Origin of the sequence: Vibrio mediterranei (genome assembly GCF_013364395.1) — a bacterium.
GTDB classification, from domain to species: domain Bacteria; phylum Pseudomonadota; class Gammaproteobacteria; order Enterobacterales; family Vibrionaceae; genus Vibrio; species Vibrio mediterranei.
In genome coordinates this window covers 2,122,713-2,145,268 of record NZ_JABXGK010000001.1, presented here as the reverse complement: position 1 = coordinate 2,145,268, position 22,556 = coordinate 2,122,713, and the positions used below count along the sequence as shown (strand labels likewise).

At 44.9% G+C, this 22,556-nt stretch carries 25 protein-coding genes; 19 read left to right on the top strand and 6 right to left on the bottom strand.

Annotated elements, in window-relative coordinates; genetic code table 11:
* Positions 1-277: 277 nt before the first annotated feature.
* Positions 278-1,462, top strand: coding sequence for a D-alanyl-D-alanine carboxypeptidase family protein (locus tag HOP38_RS10045; RefSeq protein WP_006073810.1), 1,185 nt, complete (start codon positions 278-280; stop codon positions 1,460-1,462).
* 94 nt (positions 1,463-1,556) lie between these two features.
* On the opposite strand, the gene HOP38_RS10040 is transcribed toward HOP38_RS10045, so the two are convergent.
* From HOP38_RS10040 to glpX, 3 genes are all read right to left on the bottom strand, one after another.
* On the bottom strand, positions 1,557-1,805 hold the full coding sequence (locus HOP38_RS10040; RefSeq protein WP_006073808.1) for a hypothetical protein: 249 nt from the start codon (positions 1,803-1,805) through the stop codon (positions 1,557-1,559).
* Positions 1,806-1,981: 176 nt separating this feature from the next.
* On the bottom strand, positions 1,982-2,956 hold the full coding sequence (locus tag HOP38_RS10035) for a sugar-binding transcriptional regulator (protein ID WP_006073807.1): 975 nt from the start codon (positions 2,954-2,956) through the stop codon (positions 1,982-1,984).
* A 40-nt stretch (positions 2,957-2,996) separates the two neighbouring features.
* On the bottom strand, positions 2,997-4,004 hold the full coding sequence (glpX, locus tag HOP38_RS10030; protein ID WP_124939894.1) for a class II fructose-bisphosphatase: 1,008 nt from the start codon (positions 4,002-4,004) through the stop codon (positions 2,997-2,999).
* Positions 4,005-4,434: 430 nt separating this feature from the next.
* Between glpX and rpiB the strand changes: the two genes are divergently transcribed.
* From rpiB to rlmF, 13 genes are all read left to right on the top strand, one after another.
* Positions 4,435-4,881 (top strand): ribose 5-phosphate isomerase B, encoded by a 447-nt coding sequence (gene rpiB, locus HOP38_RS10025; RefSeq protein WP_006073804.1) that lies wholly within the window; start codon positions 4,435-4,437, stop codon positions 4,879-4,881.
* Positions 4,882-4,920: 39 nt separating this feature from the next.
* Positions 4,921-5,904: a TRAP transporter substrate-binding protein gene (locus HOP38_RS10020; RefSeq protein WP_198557982.1), complete on the top strand. Its 984-nt coding sequence runs from the start codon at positions 4,921-4,923 to the stop codon at positions 5,902-5,904.
* A gap of 56 nt (positions 5,905-5,960) precedes the next feature.
* Positions 5,961-6,536, top strand: a complete 576-nt coding sequence (locus HOP38_RS10015) for a TRAP transporter small permease (protein WP_231892927.1) — start codon at positions 5,961-5,963, stop codon at positions 6,534-6,536.
* Positions 6,533-7,816: a TRAP transporter large permease gene (locus HOP38_RS10010; RefSeq protein WP_006073799.1), complete on the top strand. Its 1,284-nt coding sequence runs from the start codon at positions 6,533-6,535 to the stop codon at positions 7,814-7,816. The genes HOP38_RS10015 and HOP38_RS10010 overlap by 4 nt, the downstream gene beginning before the upstream one ends.
* Positions 7,817-7,834: 18 nt before the next feature.
* Positions 7,835-8,845, top strand: coding sequence for a 4-hydroxythreonine-4-phosphate dehydrogenase PdxA (locus tag HOP38_RS10005; RefSeq protein WP_198557981.1), 1,011 nt, complete (start codon positions 7,835-7,837; stop codon positions 8,843-8,845).
* 17 nt (positions 8,846-8,862) lie between these two features.
* Entirely contained in the window at positions 8,863-9,864 is a 1,002-nt protein-coding gene (locus HOP38_RS10000) for a dihydroxyacetone kinase subunit DhaK (RefSeq protein WP_062457364.1), read from the top strand.
* 2 nt (positions 9,865-9,866) lie between these two features.
* Complete coding sequence (dhaL, locus tag HOP38_RS09995) at positions 9,867-10,499, top strand: dihydroxyacetone kinase subunit DhaL (RefSeq protein WP_062457366.1); 633 nt, start codon at positions 9,867-9,869, stop codon at positions 10,497-10,499.
* Positions 10,496-11,272, top strand: a complete 777-nt coding sequence (locus HOP38_RS09990) for a triose-phosphate isomerase (protein WP_124939892.1) — start codon at positions 10,496-10,498, stop codon at positions 11,270-11,272. The genes dhaL and HOP38_RS09990 overlap by 4 nt, the downstream gene beginning before the upstream one ends.
* Positions 11,273-11,274: 2 nt before the next feature.
* Positions 11,275-12,183 (top strand): AEC family transporter, encoded by a 909-nt coding sequence (locus HOP38_RS09985; protein ID WP_006073791.1) that lies wholly within the window; start codon positions 11,275-11,277, stop codon positions 12,181-12,183.
* Positions 12,184-12,199: 16 nt separating this feature from the next.
* Complete coding sequence (locus HOP38_RS09980) at positions 12,200-13,042, top strand: sugar phosphate isomerase/epimerase family protein (RefSeq protein WP_006073790.1); 843 nt, start codon at positions 12,200-12,202, stop codon at positions 13,040-13,042.
* A 13-nt stretch (positions 13,043-13,055) separates the two neighbouring features.
* Positions 13,056-14,168 (top strand): 3,4-dihydroxy-2-butanone-4-phosphate synthase, encoded by a 1,113-nt coding sequence (ribB, locus tag HOP38_RS09975; RefSeq protein WP_124939890.1) that lies wholly within the window; start codon positions 13,056-13,058, stop codon positions 14,166-14,168.
* Between the two features lie 155 nt (positions 14,169-14,323).
* Complete coding sequence (locus tag HOP38_RS09970; RefSeq protein WP_031495766.1) at positions 14,324-14,836, top strand: M48 metallopeptidase family protein; 513 nt, start codon at positions 14,324-14,326, stop codon at positions 14,834-14,836.
* Complete coding sequence (gene rlmF / locus HOP38_RS09965; protein WP_198557980.1) at positions 14,817-15,875, top strand: 23S rRNA (adenine(1618)-N(6))-methyltransferase RlmF; 1,059 nt, start codon at positions 14,817-14,819, stop codon at positions 15,873-15,875. Before HOP38_RS09970 ends, rlmF begins: the two co-directional genes overlap by 20 nt.
* On the opposite strand, the gene pilW is transcribed toward rlmF, so the two are convergent.
* A complete protein-coding gene (pilW, locus tag HOP38_RS09960; protein ID WP_198557979.1) occupies positions 15,867-16,592 on the bottom strand; it encodes a type IV pilus biogenesis/stability protein PilW in 726 nt (241 codons plus the stop codon). The genes rlmF and pilW overlap by 9 nt on opposite strands.
* A gap of 250 nt (positions 16,593-16,842) precedes the next feature.
* Here pilW and HOP38_RS09955 point away from each other — a divergent pair, with 250 nt between their 5' ends.
* Positions 16,843-18,510: an AMP-binding protein gene (locus HOP38_RS09955; RefSeq protein WP_198557978.1), complete on the top strand. Its 1,668-nt coding sequence runs from the start codon at positions 16,843-16,845 to the stop codon at positions 18,508-18,510.
* Positions 18,511-18,604: 94 nt separating this feature from the next.
* Positions 18,605-18,856 (top strand): DUF3081 domain-containing protein, encoded by a 252-nt coding sequence (locus HOP38_RS09950; RefSeq protein WP_006073778.1) that lies wholly within the window; start codon positions 18,605-18,607, stop codon positions 18,854-18,856.
* Between the two features lie 93 nt (positions 18,857-18,949).
* Here the strand turns inward: HOP38_RS09950 and metA are convergent, their stop codons facing one another.
* Complete coding sequence (gene metA, locus HOP38_RS09945) at positions 18,950-19,891, bottom strand: homoserine O-acetyltransferase MetA (protein ID WP_038225793.1); 942 nt, start codon at positions 19,889-19,891, stop codon at positions 18,950-18,952.
* Positions 19,892-20,073: 182 nt separating this feature from the next.
* Here metA and HOP38_RS09940 point away from each other — a divergent pair, with 182 nt between their 5' ends.
* From HOP38_RS09940 to HOP38_RS09930, 3 genes are all read left to right on the top strand, one after another.
* Positions 20,074-20,442, top strand: a complete 369-nt coding sequence (locus tag HOP38_RS09940; protein WP_088877588.1) for an ATP-binding protein — start codon at positions 20,074-20,076, stop codon at positions 20,440-20,442.
* 76 nt (positions 20,443-20,518) lie between these two features.
* On the top strand, positions 20,519-20,956 hold the full coding sequence (locus HOP38_RS09935; protein ID WP_006073772.1) for a DUF3859 domain-containing protein: 438 nt from the start codon (positions 20,519-20,521) through the stop codon (positions 20,954-20,956).
* Complete coding sequence (locus HOP38_RS09930; RefSeq protein ID WP_031493027.1) at positions 20,935-21,288, top strand: ribosome recycling factor family protein; 354 nt, start codon at positions 20,935-20,937, stop codon at positions 21,286-21,288. The genes HOP38_RS09935 and HOP38_RS09930 overlap by 22 nt, the downstream gene beginning before the upstream one ends.
* Before the next feature lie 53 nt (positions 21,289-21,341).
* Here the strand turns inward: HOP38_RS09930 and HOP38_RS09925 are convergent, their stop codons facing one another.
* Positions 21,342-22,448 (bottom strand): M20/M25/M40 family metallo-hydrolase, encoded by a 1,107-nt coding sequence (locus HOP38_RS09925; protein WP_062457403.1) that lies wholly within the window; start codon positions 22,446-22,448, stop codon positions 21,342-21,344.
* Positions 22,449-22,556: the final 108 nt, after the last annotated feature.

The following is a 22,556-nucleotide window of genomic DNA, read 5'->3' as shown; positions in this document are numbered from 1 at the left end:
ATAAAACAATATAGTAAACGTGAGGTGAGTAAAGGAGAGAGTTGCGTAAAGTAGGCGATAATTGTAGCGAGCAATACCCCGAAGAGTTATTTCGAGATGCCGTAATAAATCTTACAAAAATTCTGAGCTAACTTGCGAATATTATTCTAGTTTGTGGGTAGGGGGAAAGAAATCTTTCTGCTCCGTGTTGATGCCGATGTTTCAAATGACGAGTTGTAGTCAAGATTCCCTAAATCGGTGGTTCAACGGAGTGCTCACAGAATAAGGAGTCCGTGAGATGAATAAAACTATGTCACTGCTGTTTGCGTCTTTAGCCTTGAGTTCATCGGTGTCTGTCGCGGCGTTGGTGACACCAAACCCACCCACTCTTAATGCCAAAGGCTACGTGCTCATGGACTATCAGTCTGGAGCTATACTCGTGGGAGGCAACCAAGATGCCGCTTTAGCACCTGCTAGTTTAACAAAATTGATGACTGCCTATGTAGTTGGCAAAGAAATCGAAAATGGCCGTACTTCTTGGGATAGTAAAGTAGCGGTCAGTGAGAACGCGTGGTCAGTTAAATTTCCAGATTCTTCCAAAATGTTCATTAAGCCGGGTGACAACGTCACGGTTGCGGACTTGTTGCGTGGTTTGATTGTTCAATCAGGAAATGATGCCGCGGTCGCACTTGCTGAACATGTAGCCGGAACGGAAAGTGGTTTCGTTGCCTTGATGAATCAGTGGGCAGTGAACTTGGGTATGAACAATACTCAGTTCATTAATGCACATGGCTTAGACGGGCAGGGTATTCACACTACGCCAAACGATATGGCAATATTGATGAGAAAGATCATCGAAGATGTGCCAGAGGTTTATGAAATATACTCAGAAAAACGCTTTGTTTGGGCGGATATTAAGCAATACAACCGCAATCGACTGCTATGGGATAACTCTCTTAATGTCGACGGTGGAAAAACTGGATATACCTCAGATGCAGGGTACAGCCTAGTCAGTTCAGCGACACAAGGACAGATGCGTCTGATTTCCGTAGTCATGGGGACACCAAGTACTCAAACTCGCGTGGAAGCATCAAGACAACTTCTCAATTACGGTTTCCGTTTTTATGAAACAGACCAACTTGCCGTAGCGGACGAAAGTGAAGCGACGATTAGAGTTTGGAAAGGGAAAAACGCCAATATTGACGTGGGGTTTGATCATGATGTTTATGCGACTTACCTTCGCGGTAACAGCCGTGGAGTGACAAAGGAAACCGAAATCTACGCACCGTTGGTTGCTCCCGTGAAACAAGGTGATATCATTGGTAATGTCACTTGGAGTGTTGGTAATGATGAAATTGCCTCAGAGCCTCTGATTGCCATGTCTAATGTAGAGCAAGGCTCTATTTTTAAACGAGCATGGGACTCAGTTGTTCTTTGGTTTAAGTCGTTGTTCTCTGATACAAAAGGACTTTGGGAGAGTTAATTCTTTGGGATTAGTTTGAACACAAGTTCCGGTACTTACTCTTTGAATAGGTAGGTACCGGAATGAAATAGGTAGGCAAATAGGTCATTGCTGCCTAAAAAGGGGTTTCCTCAACTTCGGCAAATCCTGGAATCACATATGGAGCTTTCATGTAAGTACACCCCATCCATTTGCTCCCGACCTTTTGGCCTCCAATAACCGTCGCTCCAGCTATCATTGGTGGTAGCAACCCGTTAGGTAGAAGTGATTCTGCTCCAATATACTGTGGCATTGGGTCAGGCACCATTGTCATCCCTGTATGCATTTGAGCTGGCACAATAACTTTTAGCATCAGTTTTCCCATAGAAGCTCCTAGAATCGTTACTTGATAAGTCATAATGACAATAATGTCACTATGGCGTCTTGTTTAGGATAAGAGAGAAAACACGACTTTTCCTGTCAACTGAGAGAAATGTGAAGTAAACGGGAACAATAAGTTGAAGCCGTGCAATGCACTAGTTGTTACATTGCACGGCTATTTTATTGCTGAGCGTCTAAATTAAGAATGGTGATCGCGTTGGCGACGCTAGTCGCTAGTATGTCTACCGCTCCGGTACGCAAAGCTCCAACAATAGACAGTGGCTTACTGCTTTCTGCAGCAATAGCGATTACCTGTGGGATTTTTTGGTAGTCAGCGATGGTTAGTCCGATTACACGGTTACTCATTTTGGTATCTTGGACGTTGCCTTTAATATCGTAAAAATCATAACCGCCGACTTCACCGACTACACCTTGCTGGATTCGTGCTTCGACCATTTCCTGAACTGAAAACCAGCCTAGGTTCACCATATAGCTACTTTCATTCAAGTCACCAATTCCGACTAATGCCACATCGGCTTTTTTTGCGATGTCCATTGTTTGCTGAACGGTTTCGTCTTCAAGCAAGGCTCTACGAAGATCGGGGTTGCGAACATAAGCAGGAGCGTACAAGGTTTCACTAACGCCACCAAAAGTTTTAGCAAAGCGCCGCGAGATATGGTCCGCATTGAGCATGCCACCACGGGGATGAATACCTCCAATACTAGAAACGAATGTACATTTTTTCGGATTAACGACGCCGATATGCTCAGATACAGACGAGACGTTACGTCCTTGACCGATTGAGACAATCATGCCGTCCTTTAACGTTGAGGAAAGGTAGGTAGAAACGACACCGGCTAATAGTGCGCGTTGCTCATCTTCGGTCGGTTGATCGAGTGCTATTAAAGCTCGCTTTAAACCAAAGCGTTCTTTGAGCTGCTCCTCGAGCTTAGCGCCAAAAACAGGATGGTACTTGACTTTGATTTCGACAATGCCTTGATCTCTAGCACGTTTGAGTAAGCGTCCTATTTTGACACGTGACAGACCAAAACGTTTTGATATTTCTTCTTGTGTTGCACCATCTTGATAATAGGCTACGGCAATCTCAGTCAGAAGGTTAGTTTCTTCTGTTTGTTCTATGTTGGTTAAGTCCATTCTGTTCCTTTAAAGGCGTATCACTGCAAGCAATAGATTGCTAAGCAATAAGCTTAAGTAGTTCTTTATTGGTTTTATTTAGGTCGTGATTAGACTTTATCATTCTAATCGTTCTGTTGTGACCTTGTATAAGTAAGGTTTCAGTTGTGAGGTACGACCCATGTTTTTGAACACCATCAAGGAGGTCACCTTTGGTAATACCCGTTGCGCAGAACACAATGTTATCGTTTTTCACCATGTCGTTGAGCGATAAGATAACATTTTCACTTACCCCCATCTCCTGACAGCGTTGGCGCTCTGATTTGGCATGTTTGATATTGGCTAAGGTTTCGCCTTTGACTACATCACGTGTTAATAATCGAGCCTGCATGTCTCCATCTAATGCACGTATTACCGCTGCTGTTACAACACCTTCAGGTGCTCCACCAATACAGTACATCATATCAACATCACTTTCTGGCATGCATGTGAGTAGGGAAGCGGCGACATCCCCATCTGGGAAAGCATAGACTCTGACACCCATCGATTGCATAGTGTGAATGATGGCATCGTGTCTCGGTTTTGCGAGCGTTGCGACAACAATATCTTGTACTGGTTTATTGAGTTTCTTAGCGACAGCGAGAATGTTCTCTTCAATAGGGAGTGTTAAATCTAACGCACCTTTCGCCTCTGGGCCGACAACTAATTTTTCCATATACATGTCGGGAGCTTGAAGCAATGTACCTTTTTCAGCGGCAGCTAACACCGCGAGGGCATTCGATTGTCCCATAGCCGTCATTCGTGTGCCTTCAATAGGGTCTACAGCAATGTCAATAGCAGCTCCGCCTTTTCCTAACTGTTCACCAATATACAGCATGGGAGCATCGTCGATTTCTCCTTCCCCAATGACAATAGTCGCGTCGACATGTGACTCGTTAAGTTGATGTCGCATTGCAGCTACCGCTGCGTCGTCTGCTTTGTTCTTATCTCCACGCCCAAGCCATTTGTATCCAGCTAGTGCTGCTGATTCAGTTACTTGAGAAAGCGTTAAACCTAATTCGTTATGCATTTTGGCAAGTCCTTTTGTTATAGGTGTTGTTCATATGTTCAGTCAATATAACATCTGAACAATGCATTTAGAATGTTCGCGTTCTCATTTCTTTGTTTGTGTGAACAAACTATCAAACTGGGTGTTTTACAGTTATAGAGTAGAGCTTATGCTCTACTAAGTAAGTGGTGGTAATTTTGATAATTGATTTTAAGTTATTGAATAATTTAAAGATAAATTCTCTTCAAGATCTAAGGTGTGTTCTGTTTTATAAAAGCTACAGGCATTTATTAAATTGGAATTTAGGCTAGGTTGATCACGATAATGTTAATAAATTGTATTGTTTTGGTGATTGATATCTCATTTGAAAGATGTTCATCTGTAACTTTTAGGAATAAAAGTTCAATATCATTTGCAATCTCGATGGACAAATGAACATAAGGATAGCGACATGATAGCAATTGGATGTGATGACGCAGCAGTAGATTTGAAGGAGTGCTTGAAAGCTCATTTAGCTGCGAAAGGTATTGAGTATGTCGACTACGGAATCGACCCAGAGAACGCATCACTATATCCGGATATTGCCAAAGAAGTCAGCTTAGCAGTGAGTGCTGGAAAGCATGAACGCGGCATCATTCTTTGTGGTACCGGAATCGGTGTATCTATTGTGGCAAATAAAGTACCAGGTATTAGAGCTGCACTTTGCCACGATACGTTTTCTGCTGAGCGAGCTCGTAAGAGCAACGACGCGCAAATTATCACTATGGGTTCTCGCGTGATCGGTTCTGAGCTCGCAAAAGCGATATTAGATACATGGTTAGATTCAGAGTTTTCTGACGGACCCTCGACCCCTAAGGTAAATAGAATTAAGGAGATAGAGAAAGAATTTATTGGATAACCCTCCCTCAATGTTTAATGGAATAACGTGGAAACTAAAATGAAAAAAACAACACTTACTTTTACTGCACTCGCTGTGTCTGCTGTTCTTTCTTCAGCGACATTTGCCAAAGACCTAAAAGTGGCGACTAGCGCGCAGGTAGGTTCACTTCAATACAACACGACACAATATTTTACTGAAGTGGCAAACGAAGAATTCAAAAAACAAGGTATTGACTACAACCTTAAGTTCTTTGGTGCAGCTCAATTAGGTAAAGATAAAGATGTGCAGCAGAAGTTGAAGCTTGGCACAGTAGACTTGGCTCTACTCACTTCAACACTACCAACGCATGTATCAGAAATGGCGTTGTTTGAACTACCATTTTTAGTCTCAGATCGTGACCATGTCGCTAAGATCGAGGAGCAAGTATTCTGGCCATATATCGCGCCGGCTGCTGAAAAGAAAGGTTATAAAGTCATCGGTTTTTGGGAAAACGGCTTTAGAAACATCACTAATGCGCAGCGCCCGGTTAACACACCAGAAGATCTTGATGGTTTGAAAATTCGCACACCAAACAGTTCATGGCGCGTGAAGATGTTCAAAAACTGGGGGGCGAACCCAACGCCTATGAGCTTCAGTGAGGTATTCATTGGTCTACAAACTGGTGTTATCGATGGGCAAGAAAACCCGTATACCAACATCTATGCAGCGAAATTACATGAAGTGCAAGGCTACTTGAGTGTGACAAACCACGTGTACACACCAGCATACCTAACTGCAGGTGCACGCCACTATGGGAAATTCCCTGATGAAGTTCGAGCAGTGCTTGAAGACTCTGCTAAGCAAGCACAGCAGTGGGGTTATCAAGAAGCCGCGAAGCTAGAAGGCGAACTGAAAGATAAGCTGGTTGCTGGCGGTATGAAGCTTAACGTAGCGAACCGTCAAGCCTTCGTAGATGCAAGCCAACCTATCTACGACGATTTTGTGAAAAACGTAAACAACGGCGAAGTCATGCTAAATAAAGCAATGGCAACAGCTAACTAAGAAGTTCCTTGGCTGCACCTTGGGTGCAGCCACTCATGTGTTTTTCGCGAGGGTTTATGATGTCTTTTCTAGCTGTGTTAAATAGAGTTTCTAGCGTTCTAGAAAAAGTGTTGATCGCTATTTCAATGACGATCTTACTCGCACTCAGCACCATTATCATTGTTGCGGTTTTTTCACGCTTTAGTGGTGCTTCTCTTTATTGGTACGACGAAGTCTCCGCTATTTTGTTGGCTTGGTTAACCTTCTATGGTTCAGCGCTTTGTGCAATCAAACGATCTCATATGGGCTTTGGCGGTTTAGTGGCGAGCATGACGTTGCCATTACGTAAAGCGCTGTTCTTATTTAGTGAACTGGTGGTGATTGGATTCTTTGCAGTGATTGCTTGGGCCAGTTACTACATTTTGGAGATTTTTGGAGAAGAGACATTAACGAGTCTCGACTTTATTACACTTTCCTTTGCTCAATCCGCGTTACCTATTGGAGCGGTGCTGTTTATCGTGGCACAAATCTGCTCATTGCCAAAAGCATGGAACTTACTCTGTGATGGTTCAACGCAAGAAGACGAAGAAATAAAAGAAGCAATTCGTGATGCCAAAAAGGATATGTCAGAAGCAATGGAGGCTGTGAAATGAGTGCGTTAGTCGTTTTGTTTTGTTTGATCGCTTTAGTAATGATTAATGTACCAATTGGTGTTGCTATCGGAGCGGTTGCTATTGTTGGGATGGTCGCGACGTCAGGCATTGACGCAATTTACAACGCTGCGCTGGCAATGTTTGAGGGTGGCTCTAAATTCACGCTACTGTCTATTCCATTATTTGTCTTCGCTGGTGCACTAATGAACACCGGTGGTATTTCTCTTCGATTGATCAATTTCGTTAACGCTATTGTAGGCTTCGTTCGCGGCGGCCTATCTATGGTAAATGTTGGTGTCTCGATGATTTTTGCTGAGATTTCTGGCTCGGCAGTGGCCGACGTTGCCGCGCTAGGTTCTATCTTGATTCCAGCGATGAAAAAACGTGGTTATTCAGGAAGCTTCTCTGCGGCGGTCACATCGTCTTCAGCTTCTTTAGCGGTGATCATTCCACCATCGTTACCAATGATTATTTACGGTGCGATGGCAGATGTGTCGATTTCACAGCTGTTTGTGGCAGGCATCGTGTCGGGTCTCCTAGGCGCAGCTGGCATGTTTGGAGTGTGTTACTACTACGCGGTCAAATACAACTTGCCAAGAGAAGAGTCGTTTAGCCTTCGTAAGCTTTGGGTAGCATTTAAAGATGCATTTTGGGCGCTAACGCTGCCGTTCGCTATTCTTGGTGGCATCCTTTCAGGCTTTATGACCGCGACCGAAGCAGCGGGCATCGCGGTGTTACTAGCGTTAGTAATCAGTATCTTTATCTACCGTGAGATGGATCTAAAGCTGTTCTATAAAGCGATGATGGAAGGGGTGACAGGTACATCAGTAGTTATGCTTCTTGTCGCAACCTCGGCAGTACTAGGTCTGTTCCTAACCGAGCAAGAAGTACCACAACAAATGGCAGCTGGCATCTTAAGTATCTCTGAAAACAAGTACGTTGTTCTCATGATGCTTAACGTGATGCTTTTAATTGTTGGTGTATTCCTGCACGGCGCTGCGGCCATCATTCTAACTGTACCTATCGTACTTCCATTGATTCATGAATTAGGTATCGACCCAATTCACTTCGGAATTATGCTGGCACTGAACATCTCTATCGGTCAGCAAACGCCGCCAGTGGCAAGTGTACTTATCACGGCCTGCTCTATTGCGAAACGAGACATTTGGCAGGTAACAAAAGTCAACGCACTGTTCATTGGAGTACTGTTCTTTGTACTGCTACTGGCAACGTATGTACCCGCGCTCTCTGTAGGTTTTGTGGACTTCATTTATAAATAACTTTCAAGGAATTAAAACATGACTAAACCGACTATTGCTCTTGTATTAGGTGACCCTTCCGGAATTGGCCCTGAAGTTGCGGTTAAGGTGCTCGCTGACGAGGCAAACAGACAGCAAGCCAATATTCTTATCATTGCTGATGAATACGAACTTCGCAAAGGCATGGACATTGCTCAGGTGACATTTGATTACGATGTGGTGGATTCATTCGAGCAAGCCAAATTTGTCGACAATAAGCCTGTTCTACTGAAATTTAGCAGTTCTCATGCCGAGCCTATTGAGTACGGTAAAGCCACGGCGCAAGGCGGAACTTATGTACTTGAAACACTCAAGATAGCGGTTGATTTAACCCTAGCCCATAAAACCCACGGTATTTGCTTTGCGCCTTTGAATAAGCAGGCGATGAGCATGGCAGGTTTGGCTCACCGTGATGAACTGTCGTGGTTTGCAGAGCTAACTGGGTATCAAGGATTTGGTTGTGAAGTCAACGTTGTTGACGACATTTGGGCTGGTCGCGTTACCTCTCATATTCCATTCAAGAATGTTGTCGATAACCTCACGGTTGATTCGGTTTTGGAAACCATTGAGCTGATGGACAAAACATTGCGATCTGCAGGTTTTGAGTCGCCACGAATTGCCGTTCAAGCTCTTAACCCACACGGTGGGGAAGGTGGACTGTTCGGTGATGAGGAAGTTACCACTATTACACCGGCAATTGAAAAAGCGAAGCAAAAAGGCATCGAAGCATTCGGGCCATTCCCTGGTGACACGACTATGTGGGTTGTAGAGAAAGAATCGATGAATTCGATTGTTTCTATGTACCACGACCAAGGCGCGACAGCGCTGAAAATGATGGGCTTTGACCGCGGTGTAACAGTTCAGGGAGGAATCCCAATTCCAATCGCAACCGCTAACCACGGCTCTGCCTTTGATATTTACGGCAAGAATGTTGCCTCAACGCCTGCAATGGAAAATGCGCTGAAGCTGACCACAAGAATGGCGACTAGTTATCAACTAAAACAACAATAAATCAAATGGTGAACCCCATGAGAAAGCCAAAAAAACTGATTAATGATCCAATGGCGGTGGCAAGAGAGCAATTTGATGGTCTCTTAGTTGCGATGAATGGCAAGCTGGAAGGCTTACCGGGTATTACCGCAGCAATGCGTACCGATTTTCCTCAGGATAAAGTCGCTATCGTGACAGGTGGTGGTGCAGGTCACGAGCCATTATTTGCAGGCTACGTCGGCAAGGGGCTCGCGGATGCCGCGGCTCTGGGTGATATTTTCGCCGCTCCTGCTCCTAACGTGATTTTGCAGACGACTGAAGCGGTCAACAATGGCAAAGGCGTGATTTACATTTACGGTAACTATGCGGGCGACAATATGAATTTCGATATTGCTGCCGAACTTGCGGACGATGATGACATCAAAACTCACACCATTCGTGTTTGGGATGATGTGGCTTCTGCACCGCTAGAAAAAATCGAAGAAAGACGCGGTACAGCGGGTGATTTATACGTGCTAAAAATCGCGGGTGCAGCGTCTGAAAAATACGATGACTTTGACCAAATTGTGGCAGTGACTGAACGCGCTCGCGACTACACCCGCTCAATTGGCGTGGCATTGTCGGCGGGTTCAGTACCACAAACCAATACCTTTAACTTTGAACTGCCAGATGATGAGCTAGAAATTGGTATGGGGTTGCATGGTGAACCGGGCGTATCCCGCGAGAAAATGACCTCTGCTGACGAAGTCGTCACCCGTCTCATTAATGATCTGTGCACTGACCTTCCGTATCAATCTGGCGATGAAGTGTGTCTTTTGGTTAATAACCTAGGCGCATCGACTTATATGGAACTTCTTATTGCTACCAAGCAAGCGCATGCGCTTCTGGCAGAGCGCGGCATCACTGTTCATGACACGTTAGTCGGTAACTACTGTACGTCTCAGGAAATGTCTGGCTACTCAATTACTTTATTAAAACTGGATGATGAGCTGAAAGCGCTCTACGACCTACCTTGTGAATCATTTGCTTTGAGGAAATAACAATGGATGTATTAACAGCGAAAAACATGATGGCTTATGTGGCAAAGAACATGGTCGATAGCGAACCTATGCTGACTAAGTATGATCAAGCGATTGGTGATGGTGACCACGGCATAGGTATGGAGCGAGGCTTTCTAGCCGTTCAGACGCTGCTGACGGACGAATTTCAACCAGAAGATGTCAGTAAGCTGATGCTGAAAATTGGCTCTACTATGATGGCTACCATGGGCGGGGCTTCTGGGGCGATCTTCGGTACCTTGTTCCGTAGCGGTGCTAAGTCCATCAAAGGTGCAGAGCAACTAGATACCGAAACACTGGCGACATTCTTAGCCGGCGGCTTGCAAGGTGTTTATGACCGTGGTGGTGCAAAACCAGGGGACAAGACGATGATTGATGCCCTAGTAGCAGCTGTTGAAGCATCTGAAAAACTTTCTGGTGACTTGACGAAAAACCTACCTGCAATTGCTGCTGCCTCCAAGCAAGGTGTTGAAGCAACTAAAGATATGATTGCCACAACTGGTAAAGCGAAAACTCTTGGCGAGCGTTCACTGGGTCATCCAGACCCAGGCGCGGTTTCTATGTCTCTTATCTTACAGTTCATGTCTGAGTATGCGTGCGAGCAGGTTCCAGCATGAAGAAAATCTGGGTCGGCACAAGCTGGAAAATGAACAAAGACGCTGCCTCGGCAGCGTCATGGGCAGCGGCAGTGGAACAGGCGGTCGAACGGTCAGATGGCCGAATTCAACCTTTTGTTATTCCGCCATTCCCTTACCTTTCTCAAATGGCACAAACGATAAATGCAGATGCGCTCAAACTTGGCGCACAGAATATGTGCTGGCAAGACAGCGGAGCATTTACCGGTGAAGTGTCACCATTGATGCTGAAAGATTGTGGTGTCTCTATTGTGGAGATCGGTCATTCTGAGCGACGCGCCATGTTTGGCGAGACGGACAAAACCGTCAATCTTAAAGTACTCGCGGCTTTAAAGCATGGCCTAACGCCACTGGTTTGTGTCGGTGACACCGCAGAGGAAAAGATGTGGGGCGTATCAGTAGAGTCTGTTGTGCGTCAGGTTAAAATTGCGTTGTATGACGTTCCTCTAGATAAAGTAGCCAACGTTGTTCTTGCTTATGAGCCTGTATGGGCAATTGGGGAAGGAGGCACTCCGGCAACCAAAGAAGAAGCCGAAAAGGTACATTGCGCAATCCGTGATGCACTGGTGGAGTGCTATGGTCAAGAGGTCGCGGATAATGTGGTACTTCTATACGGTGGCAGCGTCAATCTAACTAATGCCTCAGAGCTACTAGACCAAGCCAATATTGATGGCGTGTTTGTTGGTCGTACGGCATGGAATGCCGAAGGCTACGTTGAACTGCTCAGTATTGCCAATAGCAAGTTGGAGCACTAACTATGGAGCAAGTGAAGTTACTATCACTCATTGTGTTTGGACTGTTAGTCGCCAAAACGTTACCAATCATGACGAAAAGTCGCATTGATTGGAGTAGAAATGTGGCTTTCAGTTATCTCACGCCTTGTTTGTTCTTTACTTCGCTTGTTCAGGCTGACCTCTCTCAACTTCCTTCACCAAAGCTACTAGCTACCTATGGTTTGGGATTGGGAGGTTTATTTTTCGCCGTCCGTTTCTGGCTCTCCGTCAAAGGCAATGACACTGCAGCGGCGGCGACGATCAAATCGATTTCTGCGCTGTACCCTAACGCCGTTGGTATTGGGGTGCCATTGGTGTTCTCACTGTATGGTCCAGAAGCTGAATTGATCTTGATGGGAATTATCGTGACCAATTTGGTCGTGGTGTTGCCCATGGTCAACATACTTATGATTCGTTCGGGGGAGCCGGGTTTCTACTCTTATAAAAAAGTCGTGACCGACCCGATTCTACTCGCAATTGCCACAGGGTTATTGATTAATGTATGGGGCATTACTCTTTATCCGGCAGTTGTTGATGGCCTCGCGCTCATTGGCTGGGCCGCTCTTCCGGTTATTTTATTTATTCTTGGTGCAAGCCTAAGTTGCTATCCGTTCCGCTCATTGATGCAAGAGAAAGTGTTACTTCTTCTTACTGTGAAAATCGTCGTATTTCCACTAACAATGCTGCTCTTCGCAAGCTTGGTATTTGAACTTTCTCAAATAGAAGTTCAAGTCCTGGTGATTCTAGCCAGTCTACCAACGGGTATTAACGTGTACTTATTGTCTGAGCGATACCAGGTGGCAAAAGAAGCAACGGCGAGCGTGATACTGTTCACCACTATGCTCTCGTTGGTGTCGCTAGTGACATGGGAAAAGGTGCTCCAAGTAACATAATTAAGGGATTAATGTGATGGGAATATTAGATAGATTAGCCATCAATACGGCAATTTTTGATGGACATGATTTAAAAACGTCGTTGAAAACAATCAGTCAATTGGGCTTAGGTAAAGTCGAATTTGCCTTCAACCAAGGCTATGTTGGTCAACTTGATAGTGACATGTTCTCCGAGAGCCATGCTCAATACTTATTGTCTCTGTTAGAGAAAGAGCAACTTAAATCAGATGCGCTGGGCTGTACCATGAATTTGGCGGCACCGAGTGCGATAGATGACTTTATGATGAGAATCGATTTTGCGCATCATCTAGGAGTGACTTACCTTAATACCTGTACTGGTCCCATTGCCGATCGTGCAACCATTATCGCCAATCTTAAAGTGTTATCGGAATACGCCAAAGACAAGGGCTGTGTCATCTGCATTGAGAATGGTGGTGATCATAACTTTAATGCGTTTGCGACGGCCCACGATGGTGTTCGAATGCTTTCAGAAGTTAACCATGATGCGTTAGCGCTAAATTTCGATCCGGGTAACTCAGTCTCTCTTGTACCCAATTTAAGCCCGAGTGAAGAAGCTAAGATGGCGTTGCCTTTCTGTCAGCATTTCCACATTAAAGATGTGCAAATTCATGATGACAAGTTTACGTTCCCAGCGCTAGGGCAGGGGGTAATTAACTTTGAGCCAATTATCCAGACGCTTGCTAACCGTCAACTGCCATTCAGTATTGAAAAGCCCCTGCGTATGTATCGACGCAAAGACACCTTCCCAATTCGTGGGCGCTCGCCAGAAAGTATGGAAAACATTGTAGCAGCACTACAATCTAGCGTGTCCTACATTCAACAACTTGCCGAACAATAACATAGGTTTTCTTATGCCAATTAGCTGTATCAAAGATGTCATTGAAGACTATAAACAAGGAAAAATGGTCATCCTAATGGATGATGAAGATCGTGAAAATGAAGGCGATATTATGATGGCGGCTGAATGTATCTCAGCCCAAGATATCAACTTTATGGCAACCCATGGTCGAGGGCTGATTTGTCTCACATTAACGCAGCAGCGTTGCCAAGAGTTAAATTTGTTCCCTATGGTTCAAAATCCTACTGAGCCTTGGGCAACCGCGTTTACCGTATCGATTGAAGCAGCGCAAGGTGTCACGACTGGTATTTCTGCTGAGGACCGAGCAGTGACTGTGCAGGCTGCTGTTGCCAAAGGTGCGCAACCTCAAGACTTAGTACAACCGGGGCATATTTTCCCGTTGGCGGCCAAAGATGGCGGGGTGTTGGTTCGCGCTGGGCATACAGAGGCAGGCTGCGATTTAGCGAGATTAGCTGGTCACGAGCCAGCTTCAGTTATCGTTGAAATCCTCAATGACGACGGCACGATGGCTCGACGTCCGCAATTGGAAGTGTTTGCTGAAAAGCACGGCATTAAACTAGGGACGATTGCCGATCTTATCGAATACCGAAACGCGACAGAAACGACCATTAAACGCGTTGCAAGCTGTCAGATCCCGACAGAATTTGGTGAGTTCTCAATGGTGACTTATAAAGATACCGTGGATAACCAAATTCATCACGCCATGGTGAAGGGGAGTATTGATGAGCAGCCGACTAACGTTCGAGTTCATGTGAAAGACACTTTCCAAGATGTGCTGTTCTCTACTCGCGAATCTCAATCATCATGGACACTAAACAAAGCCATGGCCACCATTGCTGATCGAGGAGGGGTATTGGTGATCCTAGAAGGGCAGGATAGTACCGAGTCGCAGATAGCAAAAGTAAAACGTTATCAGGCGTTAGACCAAGGGGAAAACTACCCACAAAGCAAGAAAACCAGCTCATCACGACAGGTAGGAGTTGGTTCCCAGATCCTTGCTGACCTCGGTGTCTCCAAGATGAATCTCCTGTCTTCGGCAGACAAAAAATATCACTCGCTGTCTGGCTTTGGTCTGGAGGTTGTGGATTATATTGAACCCATTTAATCGTTAACCATGACACTAATAATCAAAAAGCAGCTTTCGGCTGCTTTTTTGCTTGTTGGTTTAGAGCAGTTAGATTGGCAGAACCATCTTATGGCTTTCAAAAAGGGACTTCTATAGAATGGCGACAAACTTAACCTAGGATGCGCTAAAAGCGGATGAATAGTAGTCTCAAATACATTGCGGGGTATCCGCAAAACCTTATTGAACAAGTATCTTCACTAATAGAAAGCGGACGTTTTGTCACGTGGTTTGAAAAGCGTTATCCCGAACGTCATCAAATCCAAAGTGAAAAAGCCTTATTCGACTACACCATGGATATCAAGCAGCGCTACATGAAAAAAACAGCGCCGATTTCAAAAGTCATTTGGGACAACAAAATTCACTTGATAAATAACGCGCTTGGTTTGCACACCTATGTGTCCCGCTCTCATGGCGGCAAGCTAAAATCTAAGAACGAAATTCGCATTGCTAGCGTGTTTAAGCATGCGCCGGAGCCGTTGTTGCGGATGCTAGTGGTGCACGAACTTGCTCATATCAAAGAAAAAGAGCACGACAAATCGTTTTACCAATTATGCTGTCATATGGAGCCTGACTATCACCAGTTAGAGTTCGATGCGCGCCTATTTATGATCTATCAGGAACTTAAGCATGAAGCCCGACAACAATAAACGTGCTCAGAGCAAATCGGGTCACACTAAGAAGAACAAAAAGGTGAGCTCAGAAACCACGCTAGTTAAGCGTCATGCTGAGGGTCTTCACAAAGACAATTTACACCATGGACGCTACGATTTTGTAGAGCTCACGCAGGCACTCCCTGAACTGAAGGACTATGTTATCAGCAATCCTAAAGGGGAGGCGACGATTATGTTCTCTGATCCTGCTTCGGTTAAGCTCCTCAATCGCGCTCTGCTCAAGGCCTACTATGGTATAAACTTTTGGGACATTCCTGAGAGTTACTTGTGTCCTCCTATCCCCGGCAGAGCAGATTATGTACATCGACTTAATGAGTGGCTGCAATATGACTTAATGCGAGAGCAGTCTGAGAAAGCTCGTCTTAAGGTTAAAGCGCTTGATATTGGCACTGGCGCAAACTGCATCTATCCGATTGTTGGTGCGACGCGTCATCACTGGAATTGGATAGGGTCGGATATCGACCCTGTCTCGGTGAGTTGTGCCAAAGAAATCGTCAATAATAACGACAAACTGGCGCGGAAAATTGAGATTCGTCATCAGCAAAACAGCAATCATATCTTTGCTGGTGTGATTGCTCCTGATGATTTCTTCGTCGCGACCACTTGCAATCCGCCTTTCCATAAATCGATGGAAGACGCGCAAAAAGGCACAGAGCGAAAAAACAACAATCTCTCGAAAAACCAAAAGTCGCGTGGTCAGTCCGGTGCAACCAAGTTGAATGGGAAGCTCAATTTTGGCGGACAAAATGCAGAACTGTGGTGTCCCGGAGGAGAGGAAGCATTTGTCCTCAATATGGCTCAGGAAAGTAAAGACTTTGCATCACAAGTGATTTGGTTTAGCACCTTACTGTCCAAAAAAGACAATATCCGCCCACTTAGAAAGCGTCTAGAAAAACTAGGTGTCTCTGAAATTGTGATTCAAGAAATGGCACAAGGGCAGAAGAAAAGTCGTTTCTTGGCATGGACGTTCATGTCGGCAGAAGAAAGACAAGATAGGGTCAAAGCACTACTTTAATACGTTAACTTGCTCAAGCAACGCTTGGTACTTGTTGACTAACATCCAGTTCTCCGATTTTCGCTCAAGCTCGATTAATAACACGAGGTTGTTTCGCTGATAACCATAACGTTGGCTAAAGTCGAGCAATCTCAATCGAGCTTGATGCAATTGGTCCTGTTCTATTTCTAACGCCGCTAATTGCAAACTAGAGGTTGGACGCAGCGGTTGGTGTTCAACTGACTTGCTGAAATAGTATTTGGCTTGATGACTCTTTCGCGCTTTTAGAGCGCATAACCCCGCATTTTCATAGGTTTCGGCGACAGCATAATAATTAGGCTTGTCGATCGCTTGATTAAATAAGACATCAGCCCTTTGAAATTCCCCTTGCTTACACAAAAAAGTACCATAGTTATTGTAAACATTGCCGTTGTTTGGATGTTCATCAAGTGTTTTCTTGTATAGCTCTGCCGCTCTATCAACTTCTCCGACTACATCGAGATAGTACGCTAAAGACAAACTGCTTTTGTAGTAGTGGGGTGCATATTTCATGGCTTTTTCTAAGCTTTGACGTGCTTTGGAATACTGTTCAAGTTTGACGTAGTTAAGACCCAAAGCAATACGTGTATCAGCCATATCTATGGGGCTGTGTTGAGCATTGCTATTATCCTCATGCACGGTAACACAACCACTTAATGTCATCGATGCGAGCATTACGATATGAGTATGGATTTTCATAGTTCTGTCCCAAATTCCTAAATGTCATACTGTGATTTTGTTCCGATCATCATAAGTAGATGCCGGAACTAACGTAGGAAAACGGGGTAACTGTGCGAGCGAATCGTCAAAACTCAATGATGGTTGTGTAGTGCGTGCAAATCATTTTGCTTATAAAGTAGCCAGTTAAGATAGAATAATGACTCTAATCTATATCTATTGTGTGAACTTCGTTAGAGTACTCGAGACAAAATAAATAGGTGTAATAGCAATGAGCACAAATAACAAACCTTGGTTAAAGACGTACCCCGATGATGTTCCTGAGTTTGTCGATATCGACCAATACGACAACATCAATGAGATGTTCGTTAAGCCGTTCGAGCAATTCGCGGACAACACAGCGTTTGTCAACATGGGACATTCACTCACGTATCGCGATTTAAACGAGAAAAGTGATGCCTTTGCTGCCTATCTTCAGAACGAACTTAGGGCGAAAAAGGGCGATAGAATTGCTCTGATGATGCCGAACTTACTGCAATATCCGATCACCATTCTTGGTGCATTGAAGGCAGGACTTGTTGTGGTTAACGTCAACCCACTTTATACGCCAAGAGAACTTGAGCATCAGTTGCGTGACTCGGGTGCGACGATCATTGTGGCAGTGACTAACTTTGGCAACAGCTTACAACAGGTGATTGCTAAGACCAGCATCAAGCATGTCATCTTGACGAGCATTGGTGATGAACTTGCGCCACATAAACGAACGCTAGTGAATTTTGTGGTTAAGTACGTGAAAAAAATGGTGCCTAAGTACCATTTGCCAGGGGCGATTTCATTGAGACGTGCGCTTACTGACGGTAAACGTATGGACTTTAACCCTCCTGTGATTGAAAGCAGTGACCTTGCTTATCTGCAGTACACTGGCGGCACCACAGGTCTTGCGAAAGGCGCAATGCTAACCCACAGAAACATCATTGCGAACGTGCTGCAAGTCTATGGCCATTTCGGTCCTAGAACCTCGAAAGACAAAGAGCGTGCGGTAACTCCTTTACCGCTTTACCACATCTTTGCCAATTCAGTCAGTATGATGTTGATGATGTACATGGGTGGTAGCAATCTTTTGATCACGAATCCTCGTGATTTGAATAGTTTTGTCAATGACTTAAGTAAATATCCGTTCACGATGATATTTGGGCTTAATACGTTATTTGCTGCATTGAACAATCACGCCAAATTTAGAGAGTTGGATTTCTCCAATGCTGAGTTCACCATTGCTGGTGGCATGGCTACTCAAAAACACATCGCAGACGAATGGCAAAAGGTTACAGGGATGCCAATCATTGAAGGCTACGGTTTGACGGAATGCTCGCCTGTAGTCGCAGGTGGTGTTCATACGCAGCAGTCCTACGTGCCTGCGGTAGGAGTGCCCTTGCCAAGTACCGAACTGCGTATCGTAGATGAAAACGGTCAGCCACTGGGTGTAAATGAAGTCGGAGAGATTCAAATCCGTGGTGACCAAGTAATGAAAGGCTATTGGAAGCAAGAAGCGGAAACCAACGCTATCTTAACCAAAGATGGCTGGTTGTATTCGGGCGATATTGGTCGTATGGACGAAGACGGTATCTTTTATATCGAAGACCGTAAGAAAGATATGATTTTGGTTTCTGGATTCAATGTGTTCCCAACGGAAATTGAAGAGGTAGCGACGCTACACTCGAAAATTGTTGAGGCTGCAGCGGTAGGCGTGCCTGATGATGTAGCTGGGGAACGCGTCAAGTTAATCGTAGTGACTAGTGGTCCAGTTACCGTTGATGACATTAAAAAGCACTGTCGTCAACACCTCACAGGATACAAGATCCCTAAAGTAATTGAGTTTAGAGATGAGCTGCCAAAAACCAACGTAGGTAAAATTTTACGTCGAGTTCTACGTGATGAATAAGATCGGACAGCTCACGCAATAGTCGGATAAAATTGGCGCTCTGCATATTCATAAGCCACACTTTTAGTGTGGCTTTGTTTATTAGGAGGCAGCGATGAAAAACGAACTGGACCCCGGAAAAGTACTTCAAGCCTACGACAACATAATGGAACATGGCGCTGATACAGAGTTTGGCAAGATCTATGGCGGTGTTGAAGCGTTCTCAGATTATGATGGTTATAACGTGTATATGAGAGGTAATGGTGTAGAGCTGAAAGTGGGCTTTCACAATACCTATCATTTGGAATACGACCAAGAACACTTGCGTGATAGCTTTTTGAAAAAAGTAGCGTTATTGGCGAAGTAAAATCGTAGGAAAGCAGATGATATCTCCCCAATAGCTGGGGAGATAGGTAGATATTGCCGCAATAGGATTTAGAAAGTAGGTCGCAAGACTGCCTTACTCGTCTGTGGTAAACGCATCTGCACTGAAGTGTTCCAAATCGTAAGGCGTTTGCTGGTATACACAGTAGTTGAGCCAGTTGGCAAACAATAAGTGCCCATGACTTCGCCAGCTCGCAATAGGTTTATTATCAGGGTTGTTGTTCGGATAATAATTGACCGGAATTGCGGGCTCCATACCTTCACCAAGGTCACGGACATACTCGCCGTGTAGAGTGTGTGAGTCGTACTCAGGGTGACCTGTCACAAATACATTTCGTTTGTCCTTGGTTGCCGCAAGGTAGACACCTGCTACATCTGAGGTCGCTAGGATATCTAGATCCGTATGTGACTCCAGATACTCGGGCGAGAAATCCGCATAGCGCGAATGGGGGGCAAGGAAAGAATCATCAAAACCACGCAGTAGCGGGTGGTATTGATGCTGAATAGTATGGTGGTAAACACCGGACAATTTCTCTTTGCGAGTTCTTTTCGGCAGGTCGAATAACAGCTTCAGTCCCGCTTGAGCCGCCCAGCACACATACAAGGTAGAGGTCACGTGCTTGTTGGCCCAATTCATAATGGTTTGCAGATGTTCCCAGTAAATCACGTCTTCAAATTGAACTAGACCGAGTGGTGCTCCGGTAATAATAAGTCCATCGAAGTTACGATCTTTGATCGTTTCAAACTGACGGTAGAAGGTATCTAGGTGTTCCGTTGGTGTGTTCTTGCTTGGTCTGTCATCAATGCGCAGCAGCTCGACATCAACTTGTAGTGGACTATTAGAAAGCAATCTTAGGAACTGGGTTTCCGTTTCAATTTTCTTTGGCATCAAATTGAGGATCAGTACTTTGAGTGGTCGAATTTCCTGCGTGGCAGCACGCGTCTCCGACATCACGAAGATATTTTCGTTTCTCAATACGTTGGATGCAGGCAGTTGATCGGGAATCTTAATTGGCACAGCTTTCTCCCTAAGCTAATGTTTGGTCATCTGGACGTCTATACATCTAAAGTTAACGCAAACGTTTTTGCTTGTCGATAGTTAATTTTAGTTCAATTCGAGTATGACCAACGAATCAAACCGTGTACTGAGCCTGAAATTGGGTACAATGCTTGGTTCTATATGTTTGAAGGTACCAGCAATTGAAATTGACGCTAATCCGTGGCTTACCTGGCTCAGGAAAAACAACGTTAGCAAAGACATATGATGCACAACATTTCGAAGCCGACATGTATTTTGTTAATGTTCACGGAGACTACTGCTATGATCCTGACTTGATTGAACAAGCACATTTGTGGTGCCAGAAGCAGGTCGAACTGGCTCTTGCCAAAGGTGAGAATGTAGTAGTGGCAAATACCTTCGTGCGACGTTGGGAAATGAAGGCGTATAAAACGCTAGCGCAGCAATTCAATGCGGATTTGGAAATTATCGTTTGTAACGGTAAATACCAAAATATCCATGGAGTTAGTGATGCTGTCATTGCTAAAATGCGTGCTCGCTGGCAAGACTGAACGCATGAAATGTAGCGCAGTGTCGTGATAATGATGTATCAAATAACGCTGATCAAATTAAAGGCTCAATGGGACAATGGCTAAACGTTCACCCGTCATCGAAATGACGTCTTATGGTATTTATTCCACTTGGGATTCCGGCTCTAAAGAGCTGCCTAAAATTCAAGATTTCACCACCATAGTGCCAGCCGATGAGCACATTGAATTTGGCTTTATTGTTAATATCAAAAAGGCCAAAGGGGAGCGCGTTCGATACTGTATTTACCATCCTGGCATCCTTGGTAAGAAAGGGCAGGTGTTGGAACCTTTTGATGGTGAAGAGCATATCGGCAGTAATGATTGGGACTTCTATCTGGGGGACACCATTCAGCTGCTTCACCCTATCGATGGCTTTGAAAGCAATCTAGGGGAGTGGCGCATGGTACTTGAAATGCAAGGACGTGTGGTTGCGGAGAAGAAGTTCAAAGTAACAGCAAGAGATGAAGGTCAGTTTTGGAAAAATCGCGGCTTTTAATATCAGTTCGTCTTAATAGCTTCGTCCATCGAGTTGAGGATAAAGCACAGGTTATCGCAAGCGCTTCCCAATCCGGATGCACGCTCAAACGCATCCGCCGCTCACGCAATTGGCTCGTTACTGGTCGCAAAGAACAACTGGCGTCGTTCGCATTAGATGCCAGTGTAGGTTGGATATCGGTTGCGATAGAGAAAGTGTTATCGGAGTATAAGTCACCCATTCAACAAGTATTAGAGCGAAACCCTGAAGTAACCATTGCAGAATTGATGCATGAGTCGGGTTGTACTTTAGTGGAAGCTCGTGCAGCCATTGATGAATATGAGGGGCTATAAAAAACGCTGCATTCCACAGGTGTGAAATGCAGCGCTAAGTTCTATTGCTAGATTTAAGCCGTTACGTAGCCAATAACGAAGTCAGTGATTTTCACCATATCGTCAATAGCGATGTACTCTTCAGTAGTATGAACTTTTGCCATACCAGTAGAAAGGTTTACAGTTGTTAGACCTTTACCGTTGAAGTTGTTCGCGTCACTACCACCACCAGTATGTTTTGTGTTGGCTTCGATGCCGTTTGCTTCAAAGACTTGTTTAACCTTCAGAACGTGTGCGTCGTCTTCTGCGATAACAAAAGCGTCGTAGGCACGTGTTGATTCGATCTCGACTTCTGCACCGAATTTCTCAGCCGACGCTTGGAAAGTATCAACCATATGCTTAACTTGAGCGGTTAGCTTGTCGCTGTTTAGTGAACGTGCTTCGGCAACCACAGTTAGCTCTGGCATTACGATGTTAGTTGCTTGGCCACCGTTAACAGAACCGATGTTTGCTGTAGTTTCTGAATCGATGCGAAGCAGCTTCATGTTTGCGATAGCATCTGCGGCAACCATTGCTGCGCTGATGCCTTCTTCGGGAGCTAGACCTGCGTGAGCTGGGCGACCTTTGATTTTAGCAACAATTTTTTGTTGGCCCGGAGCACCCGTTACGATGGTTCCGATTGGGCCACCAGTATCAAGTACTATCGCGTTGTTTGATTGGATGTAGGACATATCGAAGTGTTCCGAACCGAACAGGCCACCTTCTTCGTGAACGGTGAAAGCAACTTCGATAGTTTTATGTTCACGGTTTTGCTCTTTAAGACAACGTACCGCTTCCATTACTGCTGCAATACCAGACTTGTCGTCTCCACCAAGAATCGTATCGCCCTTTGAGCGAATAATACCGTCTTCAATGATTGGCTCGATGCCAATACCTGGAGTTACTGTGTCCATGTGAGCACTGAATACAATGCTACCGTCAAGCGTACCTTCAAGGCGACCATATACATTAAACCCATTGGTATACTGTTCTGGTACAGGAAGTTTGCTTACGGCGAAACCTAGCTCACCCAGCTGTTCAGCAATAGCTTCAGCAATGGCTTTTTCATTGCCAGATTCGCTGTCGATTTTAACAAGATCAAAGAAGTGGTTAACAAGGCGGTCGGTATTTACTAGTGTCATAGGATTACTTCACGTTATGAAACAGGGACACTCACTTTACACCCTATGTTTACGTGCTAGACCTGAGGTAAATCAAAAAAAGTGCCGCATTTTAGGTAAATCGACTGA